Source organism: Pseudoalteromonas sp. SIMBA_162 (assembly GCF_046535955.1).
GTDB lineage: Bacteria > Pseudomonadota > Gammaproteobacteria > Enterobacterales > Alteromonadaceae > Pseudoalteromonas > Pseudoalteromonas marina.
In genome coordinates, this window is record NZ_JAWJBQ010000010.1 from 123,161 (window position 1) to 139,914 (window position 16,754).

General features: G+C 40.8%; 15 protein-coding genes. 10 read left to right on the top strand and 5 right to left on the bottom strand.

The annotated features are described in order from the left end of the window. Nucleotides 1–24 precede the first annotated feature (24 nt). Together R0J88_RS09680 and tal are read right to left on the bottom strand one after the other, a co-directional pair. Nucleotides 25–213 carry a DUF3545 family protein gene (locus tag R0J88_RS09680; RefSeq protein ID WP_006793150.1) on the bottom strand — a complete coding sequence of 63 codons (189 nt, stop codon included), beginning with the start codon at nucleotides 211–213 and terminating at the stop codon, nucleotides 25–27. A 301-nt stretch (nucleotides 214–514) separates the two neighbouring features. Next, the gene (gene tal / locus R0J88_RS09685) at nucleotides 515–1,465 is read right to left on the bottom strand and encodes a transaldolase (RefSeq protein ID WP_006793149.1); all 951 of its coding nucleotides are present in this window, start codon (nucleotides 1,463–1,465) and stop codon (nucleotides 515–517) included. Nucleotides 1,466–1,686: 221 nt separating this feature from the next. Here tal and yaaA point away from each other — a divergent pair, with 221 nt between their 5' ends. Both yaaA and R0J88_RS09695 read left to right on the top strand, forming a co-directional pair. Then, nucleotides 1,687–2,466: a peroxide stress protein YaaA gene (yaaA, locus tag R0J88_RS09690; RefSeq protein WP_410899782.1), complete on the top strand. Its 780-nt coding sequence runs from the start codon at nucleotides 1,687–1,689 to the stop codon at nucleotides 2,464–2,466. A gap of 125 nt (nucleotides 2,467–2,591) precedes the next feature. Further along, the gene (locus tag R0J88_RS09695; RefSeq protein ID WP_271480989.1) at nucleotides 2,592–3,548 is read left to right on the top strand and encodes a mechanosensitive ion channel family protein; all 957 of its coding nucleotides are present in this window, start codon (nucleotides 2,592–2,594) and stop codon (nucleotides 3,546–3,548) included. A gap of 737 nt (nucleotides 3,549–4,285) precedes the next feature. On the opposite strand, the gene R0J88_RS09700 is transcribed toward R0J88_RS09695, so the two are convergent. Continuing rightward, a complete protein-coding gene (locus R0J88_RS09700) occupies nucleotides 4,286–4,606 on the bottom strand; it encodes a BON domain-containing protein (RefSeq protein ID WP_006793146.1) in 321 nt (106 codons plus the stop codon). A 240-nt stretch (nucleotides 4,607–4,846) separates the two neighbouring features. Beyond that, a complete protein-coding gene (gene srmB / locus R0J88_RS09705; RefSeq protein ID WP_058429728.1) occupies nucleotides 4,847–6,073 on the bottom strand; it encodes an ATP-dependent RNA helicase SrmB in 1,227 nt (408 codons plus the stop codon). A gap of 75 nt (nucleotides 6,074–6,148) precedes the next feature. Here srmB and R0J88_RS09710 point away from each other — a divergent pair, with 75 nt between their 5' ends. Continuing rightward, nucleotides 6,149–6,850: a tRNA1(Val) (adenine(37)-N6)-methyltransferase gene (locus R0J88_RS09710; protein ID WP_410899783.1), complete on the top strand. Its 702-nt coding sequence runs from the start codon at nucleotides 6,149–6,151 to the stop codon at nucleotides 6,848–6,850. Nucleotides 6,851–7,001: 151 nt separating this feature from the next. Then, nucleotides 7,002–9,011, top strand: coding sequence for an alpha-amylase (locus tag R0J88_RS09715; RefSeq protein WP_410899784.1), 2,010 nt, complete (start codon nucleotides 7,002–7,004; stop codon nucleotides 9,009–9,011). A gap of 136 nt (nucleotides 9,012–9,147) precedes the next feature. Here R0J88_RS09715 and fldB read toward each other — a convergent pair whose 3' ends face one another. Continuing rightward, complete coding sequence (gene fldB / locus R0J88_RS09720; protein ID WP_039038247.1) at nucleotides 9,148–9,669, bottom strand: flavodoxin FldB; 522 nt, start codon at nucleotides 9,667–9,669, stop codon at nucleotides 9,148–9,150. Between the two features lie 94 nt (nucleotides 9,670–9,763). On the opposite strand from fldB, the gene xerD reads away from it, so the two are divergent. The 6 genes from xerD (at nucleotide 9,764) to R0J88_RS09750 (ending at nucleotide 16,549) form a co-directional block, all read left to right on the top strand. Continuing rightward, a complete protein-coding gene (xerD, locus tag R0J88_RS09725) occupies nucleotides 9,764–10,690 on the top strand; it encodes a site-specific tyrosine recombinase XerD (protein ID WP_410899785.1) in 927 nt (308 codons plus the stop codon). A gap of 62 nt (nucleotides 10,691–10,752) precedes the next feature. Continuing rightward, nucleotides 10,753–11,481, top strand: coding sequence for a bifunctional protein-disulfide isomerase/oxidoreductase DsbC (dsbC, locus tag R0J88_RS09730; protein WP_006793140.1), 729 nt, complete (start codon nucleotides 10,753–10,755; stop codon nucleotides 11,479–11,481). An 80-nt stretch (nucleotides 11,482–11,561) separates the two neighbouring features. Next, complete coding sequence (gene recJ, locus R0J88_RS09735; RefSeq protein WP_410899786.1) at nucleotides 11,562–13,283, top strand: single-stranded-DNA-specific exonuclease RecJ; 1,722 nt, start codon at nucleotides 11,562–11,564, stop codon at nucleotides 13,281–13,283. Nucleotides 13,284–13,427: 144 nt separating this feature from the next. Next, nucleotides 13,428–14,526 (top strand): peptide chain release factor 2 gene (gene prfB, locus R0J88_RS09740; RefSeq protein ID WP_096801177.1). Its coding sequence is split into 2 segments (ribosomal slippage): nucleotides 13,428–13,502 and nucleotides 13,504–14,526, totalling 1,098 coding nucleotides; the frame shifts between segments, so codons are not numbered across the junction. A 26-nt stretch (nucleotides 14,527–14,552) separates the two neighbouring features. Beyond that, nucleotides 14,553–16,088, top strand: coding sequence for a lysine--tRNA ligase (gene lysS, locus R0J88_RS09745; RefSeq protein ID WP_006793137.1), 1,536 nt, complete (start codon nucleotides 14,553–14,555; stop codon nucleotides 16,086–16,088). Nucleotides 16,089–16,366: 278 nt separating this feature from the next. After that, complete coding sequence (locus tag R0J88_RS09750) at nucleotides 16,367–16,549, top strand: hypothetical protein (protein ID WP_410899787.1); 183 nt, start codon at nucleotides 16,367–16,369, stop codon at nucleotides 16,547–16,549. Nucleotides 16,550–16,754: the final 205 nt, after the last annotated feature.

Consider the following 16,754-nt stretch of genomic DNA (forward strand, 5'->3'; position numbering starts at 1 on the left):
TTGTGTAATTGGTGGGTATAGAAATTAAAAATCTAGCTCATCAATTGCAATTGTGTCTGCAAAGTAATCAAATTCCTCTAATTCTTTACGTAGACGTTGTTTATCTTTTATTGCTTCTATTTCGCGCCATTTTCTTTTTTTGTTCTTCTGAGAGGTTTTTCTTTTTTCATCAGGACCTTCTAGTATCTCTAATATATCGTTTAGGCTATCCATGAACTTCTCCTATTGATTTTATTGACCTCAAGAGTACCTATACCACAGGCCCAGCTAAAATAGAATAAAAAAGTGACAGAGATGTTACAAAGTTGTGATGTTTAAATGAAGGTTTATACAAGTAAAGTATTGCTTTTAAATACAAAAACACGTTGTATAAAATTTACAAAGAAATTCAAGTCGATGAGAGTTATTTGGTTTAAAGCTAAAATGTATGAAGGAGAGCGGGTTATTAGTCCGCACTTTACAGGCATAAAAAAACGCCGCAATTGCGACGTTTTTTAAAGTACGTTCAAACCAATTACATTGCTTTAAAACGTGCTTCTAGCTGTTCTTGTGCATCAGCAAAAGAGCGAATACCTTCAGCTAGCTTTTCAGTTGCCATTGCATCTTGGTTATGTAACCAACGGAACTGAGCTTCTGTAAGCGGCTCAGGTTTTGGCTCTTTAGGAATATCACTTTCTAGTAAGTATTCTTGTGCGCCTTCAAGGTTACCTAAGTCTTCTAAAAGATTAGGGCTAATAGTTAGCTTGTCACAACCTGTTAGGGCAATAATTTCGCCCGTATTACGGAAACTTGCGCCCATCACTACTGTTTTGTAGTCATGACGTTTGTAAAATTCAAAAATGCTGCGTACTGATTGAACACCTGGATCTTGTAGTGGATCCGTTGGTTTTTCCATGCCGTTAGCAACGTGCCAATCTAAAATACGGCCCACAAATGGCGAGATTAGAAATACATTTGCATCAGCACATGCACGGGCTTGGGCGTCGCTAAATAGTAAAGTAAGGTTACATTTAGTGCCTTCTTTTTCTAACTGCTCAGCGGCTTTAATACCTTCCCACGTAGACGCAACTTTAATTAAAATTTTGTCTTTGCTTACGCCTTCTTTTTCGTAAAGGCTAAGTAAAGTGTGTGCTTTATCAATAGTTGCTTGAGTATCAAACGATAAACGTGCATCTACTTCGGTAGAAATATAACCCGGTACAATCTCACTAATTTCTTTACCAAGTAAAACAGCAAAGTAGTCACATGCAAGTTCTAGTTGTTTAGCTGGATCTTGCTCGGTTTCTTTTGCATAGCTCCAAGCTTTATCTAGGTAAGGCTTATAAGCTTCAATCTCGCTCGCTTTTAATAAAAGCGACGGGTTTGTGGTTGCATCTTCTGGTTGATGCTTTTTGATCGCTTCAATATCGCCAGTGTCGGCTACGATAGATGAATGTTGTTTTAGCCTTTGTAGAGCTGAAGTCATTTGCTTTCCTCATTCCAAGCAAGTTAAAAGAAAAATCGACCCTTAATATATACCATCCATACTGCAACAGTGTGACAATGCTTGATAGGTCTTATGTCCTTATCAATTAAAAAACGGCAATGTATGAGTTTTTTAGGGAGGATTTATATAAACAAAACGTGCTTTTCGTTTCATTTAATGTTGAAATTGACATTAAATAATTTACAAGTCAATAGCTAACTATGATCACTGTTATTTCACCTGCAAAAAATCTTGATTACGACACGCCACCGGCAACCGATAAGTTCACTCAGCCTGAATTACTCGAGCAGAGCGAGGAACTCATGAAAGTATGCCGTGAACTAACACCTGCGCAAATTGGCAGTTTAATGAAAATTAGCGATAAGCTTTCTGGCCTTAACGCTGCTCGCTTTAGCGAATGGTCGCAACCCTTTACCATTAATAATGCCAAACAAGCCGCGCTTGCTTTTAATGGTGATGTATACGGTGGGTTAGAGGCGAGTACTTTAACTGCAAGCGACCTTGATTACGCGCAAAGTCATTTGCGTATATTATCTGGATTATATGGCCTGTTAAAACCGCTTGATTTAATGCAAGCGTACCGACTAGAAATGGGCACTAAGCTTGAAAACTCTCGTGGTAAAAACCTGTATGAGTTTTGGGGCAGTATTATTGCTGATAAGCTAAATGAAGTAACAAAAGCACAAGATGCACAATATCTCGTTAACCTAGCTTCAAACGAATACTTCAAAGCGGTAGATAAAAAAGCGCTCAACGCGCAAATTATTACGCCGCACTTTAAAGACTGCAAAAATGGTCAATACAAGGTCATTAGCTTTTATGCTAAAAAAGCGCGCGGCATGATGGCGCGTTACATTATAGAAAACCAAGTAACGCAACTAAGTCAGCTAAAAGAGTTTACCGTAGCGGGTTACTATTTTAGCGCTGAGGCAACAACTAAAGAGTTAGAGCCGGTATTTTTGCGCGAAGAGCAAAACTAACGCGTTTAATTAAAGCTAAACACATACCCAAAAAGCCATGCATTGCATGGCTTTTTATATGCTGGCGCTAAACTTGCAAACATGAGTTAAGTATTCACATTATTATTTACTCATAGGTGCAAAAAATGATCAGCATACCCTCGATAACAGAAGCCGAAAAACTTATCGAAGAAAAACTCGGCGGTTGGTTTGATGTTGTTATAAGTCACATCCCTAATTTTATAGTGGCGGTTATTATTGCCATTATATTTTCAATGCTAGCGCGCTTTGCTGGCAACCTAATGAAAAACATATTGCGCCGTTCACTCGACTCACAACAAATAGCCGATTTAATGGCCTCTATATTTAAGGTTATTGTACTGTGTGTTGGGGTATTTATAGCGCTGGATTTTGTGGGGTTAAAAGGTACGGTTACCTCTTTATTAGCCGGTGCGGGTATTGTTGGTTTAGCCATAGGTTTTGCGTTTCAAGATATGACCGAAAACTTGATTGCGGGCATAGCAATGGGTATACGCAAACCCTTTAAAACAGGAGACGTAATCGAAACCGACGACGTGTTTGGTTCAGTGCACTCAATAAACTTGCGTAACACGCTAATAGAGAGCTTTTACGGGCAGTTAATTTTAGTACCAAACAAGGTATTATTCAGAAATGTGTTAAAAAATTACACCACACTCGGAGTTAGACGCATAGAAGTACCGGTAGGCATTTCGTATGGTGACGACATTGAAAAAGCGAAAGAAGTTATTGTAGATAAGATTAACAATTTGGACTTTGTCATTCGTAAAAACGAAACCGATGTTTATGCTGAAGGCTTTGGCGACAGTAGCATTAATTTATTGGTGTGGTTTTGGATTAAATACCCAGGTGAACCAGACTTTATGACAGTGCGTCATAAAGGCGTAGTTGCTGTTAAACAAGCGTTGGATGAAGCTGATATTAGTATTCCATTCCCTATTCGCACGCTCGATTTTGGTATTAAAGGCGGTGAAAAACTCGATGCCATGATCAGCGATAAAATTAACCAGCAATCATCAAATAAAGGCAACGCTGGTGGAGCAGATTCAAGCCAAAACGAATAAATGAGCTATTAATACCAGTGGGAATTATTTACTCACTCGCAACGCAATTTTACATTTAAATACGCGTTGTGGGCTTAAATAAAAATGACTTATGGTTCACAACGACTAAATGCAGCTTTATAAAGCTGCATTTTTTTATGGCTATTTAAGTGTTTGAGAAGGTGAGAGCAACGTTAATTGATTATTGATTAAGGCCTATTTACCTTTTGGGGTGAAATTGAAAGCGGGCTATGTGATATATCGATAAGGCTAAGCCTATTGTGTAGTTACTTCTCGAAACCGACGATAACGCAGCATAAATATAAAACATGCAGTAACTTTTGTGGTCCCCCTTATAGGTTGCTTCTCCTTGTAGCCTAAATAATAGTTAATAAGGAGCAAGTAGGGCGTATAAGCTGTATACGACTTTAAGTTATACCTACATAGGCGAAGTCATTAAAATAATGCAGGAGTAGGTACTTAGCTTACTGGGTCACAAATCGCACACCGTAATTATGTTGCTCCTTGATAGAACACGCTTTAATAATATCAGTTAAATAGGCCTAGGCTTAATATAAATTTATTATTTAAAGAGCGGATTATTTTGGCAAATATTAGGCGGTAAGTGAGAGGTAATTAAAGCGAGTTTTTTATTGTAGTTAATGTGAGTTGCAAGTAAATACTGGCACAAAAAAGGCGCAGCATGTGTTGGAGTAACATGCTGCGCCTAGGATCAATTGAGTTAATAAAAATGCGATTTAAATAACACTAATTTTGTTACGGATGATTTTAACACCATCCATATTTTCTAAAAACTTTTGAGCAAGCGCACGTTCAAAACCGGTTTGCGCTTGACCATGTAATACTACCTCGCCATCTTTAACCTGTACGCGAATATTGCTTAATGCAAAGTTGGGGTTAGTACGAAGCGTGCTTGTAATGGTTTGCTGAAGGTTAGGTTGAGTTGCTACGCTGCTGACTACGGCTAGGTGTGTTGCTGCACTCACTTTGGTAGCGCAGGCTAACAAAAATAAACAACAAAACGAAACTAACGCGATAGTTAACTTTAAGCGGTTCATAACTCAATCCTTTTATATCAATTAAAAATTTAGCCAAACCATTAAATATTCTGGCTATTCTGTGTTTAATATTACAAGTTCAGTGCCAGTTTTAATTTATTGAAATATAAGGTTATTTTATTAAGTGGGAATTCAGGTGGGCAATAATTACATTTAAATGGGTAGGTGTTACATGCACCGGTTACATATGTTACACGCATTAAAAAGCCGGCATACGCCGGCTTTGGTAAATATGCTAAGTTACTTTTTCTTTTTAACTTTCGCTTTTTTCTTTGCTTTCATTTTTACCGGATCTTTGCGCTTTTTAACCGGTGGCTTAGCCTCTTTATGCTGAGGCTCTATGCCTTTAATTACACGGCGTTTAAGCTTTTGTTCAATGTAGCGTTCTACTTTGTACAAAATACCAATATCATGCGCTTCAACTAATGAAATAGCGATGCCTTTTTTACCTGCGCGACCAGTACGGCCAATACGGTGAACATATACGTCGGCGGTACGTGGCATATCAAAGTTAATAACGTGGCTAATGTCAGATACGTCAATACCGCGAGCAGCTACATCTGTTGCAATTAATATTTTAGTGCGGCCACTATGAAAGTTTTCCATTGCTTTCATGCGCTTGTCTTGTGGCATTTCACCTCGCAGCCAAGCGGCTTTTACACCGTTATTAGTTAATTCACCAATGAGAGTTTCTAAACGTTCACGGGTTTTAACAAATACAATGGCTTTACTCACGTCTGGGCCGTTGAGGGTGTTGACTAAAAGCTCGAGTTTATGGTGGTAATCATCAGCAAGATGAACCCACTGGTGAATTTTAGCTTTTTCTTTACGAGACGACTCAGCTTCTAACAAAGCCGGATCGTTTAATGTGGTTTCTGCAAATCGCTCTACGCTGTCACCCTCAAGGGTTGCTGAGAATAAAAAGCACTGACGGCGGTTTTTAGCTTCGTCACAAATACGGCTCATTTCTTTTTTGAAGCCCATGTCTAGCATGCGGTCGGCTTCATCAATAATAAGCATTTCGACGTGTTCAGCATGAAAGTTTTCAGTTTCAAGGTATTCCATTAATCGCCCTGGTGTAGCAATTAATATGTCGTTATTTTTTTCAAAAATTTCTTTATGCGTTCCGTAGTTAATACCGCCGGTCACGACACCTATTTTTAGGTGCGTACGTTTGGCGAGTAACTCACATTGCTCATGAATTTGATAAGCCAGCTCACGTGTTGGCGTCATTATTAATACTCGGGCAAAACCAGGTTCACGGCGCGGAAAATCCAATAAGTATTGAATCGCAGGAATTAAAAATGCCGCTGTTTTACCTGTGCCAGTTGGCGCAGACGCTAAAATATCACGTCCCTGAAGAGCTTCAGGAATAGCTTGTTGTTGAATACTGGTTGGCTTCTCGTAGCCCATTTTATCAATGGCATCGAGTAATTTGGTATCAAGATCAAATTCAGAAAATTGCATAGAGTGTCTAAAATAGTGGACAATTACCTTGATTATACGCGCTATGCTGCGCTTGGTGAATGAAAAGGTGAAAAAATGTCTGGTTTTGCATTTAAACAATTTAAGGTTGAACACGACCTCTGCGCAATGAAGGTTTCAACCGACGGCATTTTGCTTGGTGCGTGGGCAAACTTAGCTGGTGCAAACTCGTTACTAGACATTGGTACAGGCACGGGGTTATTGGCGTTAATGTGTAAACAGCGCAGGCCAGCATTGAGTATTACTGCGGTTGAAATAGATGAAAACGCACACAATCAAGCAGTACAAAACGTAGCAAATAGTCCGTGGCCCAATATAGCTATTAAGCATCAAACTATTCAAAGCTTTAATAGTGACGCTCCCTTTGATGTCATCATTTCTAATCCGCCTTACTTTAATCACAGTTTAAAAGGCAATAATGCCGCCCGAAACACTGCGCGTCACACCGATGGTTTGAGCTTTGAGGAGCTAATTAACGCGTTTAAGCGGCTTAGCCATTCACAGTCACGGTTTAGTTTAATACTGCCAAACACTGAGGCTTTAGTATTTATTGAGCTTGCTACTCAAAAAGGGCTTTATTTAAATACACATTGCCAAGTAAAAGCGACACCTAGCAAACCCATAAGCCGCGGTTTAATGACGTTTAGTTATCTAGAATCACAAACCGACAATTCAACGCTATGCATTAGAGAGTTAAACAATAATTACACTACTGATTACATTACTTTGTGTAAGGCATTTTATTTAAAGATGGTGTAATTGTGAGGGGTATTATCTAATAATAAAGGATAGTTTACCCATAATGCATACGTATTCAGTTGTTATTTAATCAATCTCAAGACTAGTGTTAACCACTTGTAAATAACGCTGGGCATGTTGTTTAGCCCGCCAACATTTGGAAACACACACTATGAAGCTGAATAAAATGGTCACCACCGCCGGTTTAAGCCTAGGTTTGCTTTTGCCTAATCTTGCAGCTGCTGCACCCACTACGTTTGTTCATTTATTTGAATGGAGTTGGCCCGATGTTGCACAAGAATGCGAGCAGTTTTTAGGGCCAAAAGGGTATGCTGCTGTACAAGTGTCTCCGCCTAACGAGCATATTACAGGCAACCAATGGTGGACTCGCTATCAACCTGTGAGCTACCAACTGCAAAGCCGAGGCGGTAATCGAACGCAGTTTGTAGATATGGTTAACCGTTGTAAAAGTGCAGGGGTCGATATTTATGTAGATACCTTAATTAATCACATGGCGGCTGGCAGTGGTAATGGCGTTGCGGGTAGCACGTTTGGTAATAAACAATACCCAATTTATAGCCCACAAGACTTTCATGAAAGCTGTAGTATAAATCCAGAAGATTACGGTAATAATCGTTACCGCGTTCAAAACTGCGAGTTAGTAGGACTTGCTGATTTGAATACGTCTTCAAATTACGTGCAAAATACTCTCGCTGCTTATATTAACGATCTTCAGGCTATTGGAGTAAAAGGTTTTAGATTTGATGCGGCTAAACACGTAGCAGCTAGCGATATTCAAAGCCTTATGGCTAAAATAAATGGCTCGCCGTTAGTGTTTCATGAAGTGATTGATCAGGGAACAGAAGCCGTTGATGCCTCTGAGTATTTAAGTACAGGGCTAGTTACCGAGTTTAAATACAGTACACAACTCGGTAATACATTTAGAAACGGCTCGCTTGCATGGTTAAGTAATTTTGGTGAAGGGTGGGGCTTTATGCCAAGCTCGTCAGCGGTCGTATTTGTAGATAATCATGATAATCAGCGGGGGCATGGTGGTGCGGGTAACGTAATTACCTTTGAAGATGGCCGCTTATACGACCTAGCTAACGTATTTATGTTGGCGTATCCGTATGGCTATCCAAAAGTAATGTCGAGTTACGATTTCCATGGTGATACCGATGCGGGCGGGCCGAGTGTTCCCGTTCATAACAGTGGTAATTTAGAATGTTTTGCAAGCAATTGGAAATGTGAGCATCGTTGGTCATACATAGCGGGTGGCGTCGATTTTAGAAATAACACCGCCGACAACTGGGCTGTGACAAATTGGTGGGATAACACTAATAATCAGATTTCATTTGGCCGCGGTAGCTCAGGTCATATGGCCATTAACAAAGAAGACGCAGCGCTCAATGCCACTGTGCAAACAGACATGGCGCCTGGCCAATATTGTAATGTATTAAAAGGTGAATTATCGGGCGATGCTAAAAGTTGTAGCGGTGAGGTTATTACAGTTAATAGTAACGGCACTATTAATCTAAATGTGGCGCCTTGGGATGCGATGGCAATTCATAAAAACGCTAAGTTATCACAAGGTTCGACTTCAAATCCGAGTGGTGATTGGCAGCGTACCGTCATTTTTATTAACGCACAAACTCAAAGTGGGCAAGACATGTTTGTACGCGGCGGAATAGATCATACCTATGCAAATACAAATTTAGGTAGAAACTGTCAAACAACTAATGTGGAATGTGCGATGCCTATTCGTCATAACAATTTAAAAAATGCCACTACAAGCCCATGGAAAGTAAACGATAACTATCTAGATTGGTACGGTATTGAAAGCGGGCAAAGCGCCCAGGCAGAAGGTACCGCAGCCGATTGGACTACAAACGTGTGGCCAAGTACATATGGTGCCCAAAAAACAGTGACTAATGACGGCTTTGGCGTTACGCCGCTGAATATTTGGGGCGAACACTATTGGATGCTAGATGTAGACATGGATTGCAGCAAAGCAGTAAATGGGTGGTTTGAGGTAAAAGCATTTGTTAAAAATGGCCAAGGCTGGGAAAACGATATAAACCAAGCCAATACACCCTTTGCCAGCACTAACCATGTGGCACAATGTGGAAAAATAAATATGTTTGAATTTAATAGCTCAAATGTAGATATTCGTAACTTTTAAACCTATTCGTTAAATTTAGCGATGTGCATTATTACTAAAGCCAAGCACCTAAGCGTGTTTGGCTTTTTACCATAAACAATATTGGTAATGTGTTAAATCGCTGTTATATAGCGTAGCAAGTATTACGCTTAAGCAGTTAAAGCGTTTCACTGTACTCGGTCATTACTTGCTCAACCCAGCTGGCTATGCGCTCATCGCTCAGCTCGTACTGGCTGTCTTCGTCAAGGGCGAGCCCTACAAACTGTTTGCCATCTGGGGTGAGTGCCTTTGAGGCTTCAAACTCGTAGCTGCTGTCGTTCGGCCAAAAGCCAAGTTGTGTAAATGTTTGTGTGTTTATTTCGTCGTGCAGCATACCTAGAGCGTCTTGAAACCACTGTCCGTAACCTTGTTGGTCGCCCATGCCAAATAAAGCAATGGTTTTACCATTTAGGTTTACGTCTTTTATGTCGTCCCATTTAGACTCCCAGTCTTCTTGTATTTCGCCAAAGTCCCATGTTGAAATACCAAAGATGATAAAGTCGTACTGCTCTGCATTTTTTAGTGGTTCGTCTTTAATATTGTGAAGGCTAACTATATCGTCACCAATAAGGTCACGTATTTTTTCTGCTGCCATTTCGGTGTAGCACGTAGTAGAGCCAAAAAATAAACCAATTTGCATCGTATTTATCACTGTGTAATTGCCTGATATGATAGGCTCAAGTTTACCGTAAGGTATTTTTAATTGATACCTTAGCAAAGCATGAGAGCATAATGTGACAACGCTATCTGACGATTTTTCAGAAAATAAAAGCAGTATGAGCACCAATAGCGACTACCTAGAAACCTTTTTAGATAGCCTTTATTTAGAGCAAGGTGTAAGCGAAAACACATTAAGTGCTTACCGTAGCGATTTAGATAAGTTTTGCCAGTTTTTAAAAGGCGAAAACTTAATGACGGTAACAGGGCACGACATTGAAAGCTACTTAGCGCATCGGGTTGATTTAGGCCTAAAGCCGCGCAGTACAGCGAGAAGTATCAGTGCGCTAAAACGGTTTTATCAGTACTTTGTGCGTGAAAAAATGATTACCGACACACCAATGCTAAATATTGCCCAACCCAAAGCGGGGCAATCTTTACCTAAAACACTTTCTGAAACCGAAGTAGAAGCGCTTCTTAACGCCCCCAATACTGAAGAACCCATGGGGTTACGAGACAAAGCCATGCTTGAATTGCTTTATGCCACAGGCCTGCGTGTCAGTGAGTTGGTTGGGCTACGCATGGAGCAAATTAACTTACGCCAAGCGGTTGTGTTTGTAAAAGGTAAAGGCAACAAAGAACGTTTAGTGCCGCTGGGCGAAGAAGCCATGCATTGGCTTGAGCTTTTTTTAAAAGTTGGGCGCCCACAAATGATCAAACACGCCACCGACTTTGTATTTCCGTCAAAGCGTGGTGTGGGCATGACTCGACAAACCTTTTGGCATAGAATCAAACACTATGCTATTTTGGCATCGGTTGAATCGCCATTATCACCCCACACATTGCGCCATGCATTTGCTACGCATTTATTAAATCATGGGGCCGATTTACGTGTTGTGCAAATGATGCTGGGACACAGCGACCTATCAACAACGCAAATTTATACTCATGTTGCTAATGAACGGTTAAAATCGGTACACGCGCAGCATCATCCGCGCGCTTAATTTGAAATTAAATAGTATTAAGCCGGTCAATATATTAAGTATTTTTAGGATAGAGAGAAGTTATGAAAAAATTAATGTTAGCAGGTGCCATGTTGTGCACAAGTATGAGTGCATTGGCAAATGACGTTGCAGTAACGCCAAATGCTAATGATCCTATTGTTACTAAGTTTGCGGCACTTGGCGTTACGGTTAAGCAAATAAATCCAAGCCCAGTAGCTGGTTTAAAAGAGCTAATTACAAATAAAGGCGTGTTATACGCAAGCCCAGACGGCCAGTTTTTAATGCAAGGCACGTTAATCGATTTAGACAACCGTAATAACCTAACAGAACAAGCTTTAAATAGCGTACGTGCTGAAGGTATTACAGAATACGAAGAGTCGATGATTGTGTACAAAGCACCAAACGAAAAACACAGCATCACTGTATTTACCGATATTAGCTGTGGTTATTGTCGTAAATTACACCGTGAGCTAAACGATTTACTTGATGCGGGTATTACCGTTAAGTACTTAGCGTTTCCGCGTGGTGGCCTACAAGGTTCAGGCTATGCAGATTTAATGAATGTATGGTGTGCAAAAGATCAACAAGAGGCGTTAACAGAAGCTAAAGCTGGTGAGAGTACCACGGCAGTTGCAGGTTGTAGTGCACCCATTGCTGAACACTACCAGCTAGGCCAAAGCTTTGGTATTAGTGGCACGCCAGCCATTATTTTAGACGATGGCACAATGATCCCAGGTTACCAACCTGCTGCTGCATTAAAAGCAGCGTTAGATGCTAATAAAGCATCTTAATAACGTGTTTACGTTTACAAAAAGGCCTTAATGGCCTTTTTTTGTCTTTTTAATACGACTTAATAAGTTAAAAAAACTGCATGAAAAAACTGATCATTGCGCGCGAAAACGTTAACGACTCGCACTTACCGAGTCATTTGCATCCGGTAATAAAACAAATTTACGCGACTCGTCGTGTGGTTGATGCCCAAGAGCTCGATAACGGTGTTGCTACGCTTCACGATTATAAATTGTTTAAAGACATCGACAAAGCAAGTGCATTACTAGTCGATGCGCTTAAGGCGCAAAGCCACATTTTAATTGTGGGCGACTTTGATGCCGATGGCGCAACCAGTACTGCAACCTTAATGCAGGGGTTGCAAATGTTTGGTTTTCAAAATTTAGATTACCTCATTCCAGACCGCTTTAGCTTAGGTTATGGCTTAAGCCCCGCACTGGCCGAACAAATAGTACAAATAAAGCCCGATTTAGTGATCACCGTAGATAACGGTATATCCTGTATTGCTGGTATTGATATTTTAAAATCGGTAGGTATAAAAGTGTTGGTTACAGATCACCATTTACAAGGTGAACAGCTTCCCAATGCCGATGCCATTGTAAATCCAAACAGACACGAATGTAACTTTCCGTCAAAGTCTATTGCTGGTGTAGGCGTTGCGTTTTACTTATTAATTGCACTAAGAAGTCTAATGCGCGAACAAGGTTACTTTACGCAGCAAGCACCGCCTAACTTAGCAAACTTATTAGACATAGTTGCACTGGGCACAGTCGCTGATGTAGTTGCACTTGATGCAAATAACCGAACATTAGTACACCAAGGCTTAGCGCGTATTCGCAGTGGTAAAACACGCCCAGGTATTACAGCACTTATTGAAGTGGCCAACAGAAATGCAGCGCGTTTGAGCGCCAGCGATTTTGGTTTTTCACTTGCGCCACGTTTAAACGCAGCAGGTCGCCTAGACGACATGAGTTTGGGCATAGCGTGTTTACTGAGTAACGATATAAACCAAGCAAGGCGTATCGCAAGCGAACTCGACAGCTTAAACCATGCAAGGCGTGAAATAGAGCAAGGTATGCAAGCTGAAGCACAAGCCGTGCTTGATAGGCTCGCCTTTACCGACGATAACATTCCTGATGCTATTTGTTTGTTTCAAGATGACTGGCACCAAGGCGTAATTGGTATTTTGGCTGGCCGTTTAAAAGAAAAGTACCACCGCCCAACCGTTATTTTTGCGGGTGGTGAAAATGGCGAAATTAAAGGCTCGTGCCGCTCTATTGAAGGGCTGCATATGCGTGACCTACTCGAAGGGTTAAATACCGCCACGCCCCATTTAATAAATAAGTTTGGTGGCCACGCAATGGCTGCGGGTTTAAGCATAGACGAGCAAAATTTTAACGACTTTAAAAACGCGTTTGATGCCGCAGTCAGTGCGCAATTAAGCGAAGAAAGTAAGCGTTGTATTGTATTTACCGACGGCGAGCTGCCAAACGACTGCTTTACCATGGAGTTTGCCCAATTATTAAAGCAATCAGGCCCATGGGGGCAGCAATTTCCAGAGCCTGTGTTTGAACATACCTTTGAATTAATTCAGCAACGTATTGTTGGTGAAAAGCATTTAAAACTGGTGCTTAAACATCAATCAGGGCGATTAGTTGACGCTATTGCTTTTGGTATAGACGTAAAAGAGTGGCCAGATACCGAAGCACGCTTTGTTAAAGTGGCTTATCAACTTGATATAAACGAGTTTAGAGGTAAATTTAGCTTGCAGCTAATTGTACGAGAGCTTGAAAAAGTGCACTAAAAAATATGCACAATACATGCATAAAAGGCTAATAAAGCGCGCGATTTTTTGTTAAAATCGGGCGTTTTTATCATTTGACGATAATTTATTGCGGATATTCCTCAAGTCGGGCCGTAATAATCTAGCCATTTTGGAGTAATGTACATGTTTGAAGTGAATCCTGTGATTAATCAAATCAAGGAAATTCGCGATCGTACTGAACTGCTTCGGGGGTACCTTTGACTACGCTCTTAAACAAGAGCGCCTAGAAGAAGTTAACGCCGAACTTGAAGATTCAGCTGTATGGAATGAACCTGAACGCGCACAGGCACTTGGCCGTGAAAAGTCAGCATTAGAGGCGGTTGTTGAAACAATCGACAACTTAGTTGCTGGCGCTGATGACGTTGAAGGCTTGCTTGAGCTTGCAATAGAAGCGGAAGACGAAGACACCTTTGACGAAGCAAATGCAGAGCTTGAAGGCCTAAACGAGCAATTAGAAGGTTTAGAGTTTCGTCGAATGTTTTCGGGCACGCACGACGCAAATGATGCATACCTTGATTTACAATCAGGTTCAGGCGGCACTGAAGCTCAAGACTGGTGTAACATGTTACTTCGCATGTACCTACGCTGGGGCGAAGCAAAAGGCTTTAAAGTTGAGCTAGTAGAAGCAACCGATGGCGATGTGGCCGGAATAAAAGGCGCAACAGTTCGCTTTGTTGGTGAATATGCTTACGGTTGGTTACGTACAGAAACAGGCGTACACCGTTTAGTTCGTAAAAGCCCATTTGACTCAAGTGGCCGTCGTCATACATCGTTTGCCTCTGCGTTTGTATACCCAGAGATAGACGACAATATTGAAATTGATATTAATCCGTCTGACTTGCGTATAGACGTGTACCGTGCATCGGGCGCAGGTGGTCAGCACGTTAACACCACCGAATCGGCAGTACGTATTACTCACGTGCCTACAAACACGGTAGTGCAATGTCAAAACGAGCGTTCGCAGCATAAAAATAAAGCCCAAGCAATGAAGCAATTAAAAGCTAAATTATTTGAGCTTGAGCTACAGCAGCAAAATGCTGAAAAACAAACGCAAGAAGATGCAAAATCAGATATTGGTTGGGGCAGTCAAATTCGTTCATACGTTCTTGATGACTCGCGTATTAAAGATTTACGCACCGGCGTTGAAAACCGCAATACCCAATCGGTACTTGACGGTAACCTAGACAAATTTATTGAAGCCAGCCTTAAATCTGGCCTATAACCACCAAGCTAATAAAGAGCTAAAAAATGACTGATAAAATCCAAGACGAAAACAAGTTAATCGCTGAGCGTCGCGGCAAGTTAGATGCTATTCGCGAAAATTGCCCAGCCAACGGTCATCCAAACCAATTCCGTCGTGAACATTACACGGCTGATTTGCAAGCTGAGTTTGGTGATAAAACAAAAGAAGAATTAATTGAGCTACAGCACGTAGTATCAATTGCTGGTCGTATTCTTGCCAAGCGTGGTCCATTTATGTCTATTCAAGACATGAAAGGCCGTGTACAAGTTTACGCATCAAAAGACGTACAAAAAGACTTAAAAGCAAAATATGGTCAGCTTGATATTGGCGATATTATCGGTGTTAAAGGTCCACTTAATAAATCAGGCAAAGGCGATTTATACGTAGATATGGCCGAGTACGAATTACTTACTAAGTCACTACGCCCATTACCAGAAAAGTTTCATGGCCTTTCAGACCAAGAAACAAAATACCGCCAACGTTATGTTGATTTAATTACTAACGAAGCAACGCGCGAAACGTTCCGTATTCGTTCACAAGTAGTTGAAGGTATTCGTCGCTTTTTAGCAGATCGTGACTTTATGGAAGTAGAAACGCCAATGCTGCAGGTTATTCCTGGCGGTGCGTCTGCGCGTCCATTTGTGACTCATCATAACGCGCTTGATATCGACATGTACTTACGTATTGCGCCTGAGCTTTACTTAAAGCGTTTAGTGGTAGGTGGTTTTGACCGCGTATTTGAAATTAACCGTAACTTCCGTAACGAAGGGTTATCAACGCGTCACAACCCAGAATTCACTATGATTGAGTTCTACCAAGCATACGCCGATTACATCGACCTGATGAACATCACCGAAGACATGCTACGTACAGTTGCAACAAACGTTTTAGGCAGCCCAATAGTTGTTAATACAACGAAAGATGAAAACGGCGAAGTAATCGACTCAGTAGAGTACGACTTTGGTAAGCCGTTTGAGCGCCTAAGCATGGCTGATGCTATCTTAAAATATAACCCTGAGTTTGATGCTGCGGTATTTAATGACCCAGAAAATCACTTTGAAGAATTAAAAGCGTACGCGAAACAAGTGCACGTTAAAATTCCTGAAAACTGTGTTTGGGGCCCAGGCAAGTTTTTATGTGAAATATTTGAAGAAACGGCTGAGCACATGCTTATCCAACCTACATTTATTACAGGTTACCCATGGGAAGTGTCGCCGCTTGCACGTCGTAACGACGACAATGCATTTGTTACCGACCGCTTTGAATTTTTTGTTGGCGGACGTGAGCTTGCAAATGGTTTCTCGGAGCTTAACGATGCACAAGACCAAGCAGAACGCTTTACTCGCCAAGTTGAAGAAAAAGACGCAGGCGATGATGAGGCAATGCATTACGATGAAGATTACATACGCGCACTAGAGTACGGTTTACCGCCTACTGCTGGTGAGGGTATTGGTATTGACCGATTAGTAATGTTATTTACTGACTCATCTACAATTAAAGATGTTATTTTATTCCCGCATATGCGTCCGCAAGCTGACTAAGCTTAACGAAAATAACACCTTGAAACGCCGCTTAATTGCGGCGTTTTTGTTTTTACTTTGTTTATTCATAGCTAATAAGATCATTATTCATATATTAAGCTGTTGATATTTAGTTGTAATTTTTATGAAAAATTTTATGTGCATATAACAAATTAATGAGTAACATTTAAACATTATGTTGTATTTTTGTAACTTTGTTAGCTACAATACGGCCAAATTTTAAACGACCTAACTTTTAGGTGCTGTAAATAATAAAAACGGATTTACAAAATAATAAAATGACAGATAAAACTATCGAAGAGTCGGAAGAACTCAGTCAAACAGAGCGAGAGCGAGAAGCTTTTTACCGAGCATGCATTGCAGAGTTTCAACAACTAGGTTATCAAGAGCAGTACCTAGCTAGTTTAAAAGATAAATGCGTACCAATCGACGACACACATACGCCTAACGAAGAGAGTTAATTAGCTTAAAAATTAGGCTTCTTTAATATAAAAACATAACATATGTGTGTTCTGTAACCATATAGACACTTTTGATAGAAAAGTGTTTGACATATTTTCTGAAATCTTTATTATACGCCCCACAAGACGGAGAGGTGTCCGAGTGGCCGAAGGAGCTCCCCTGCTAAGGGAGTATAGAGTTTGTAGCTCTATCGAGGGTTCGAAT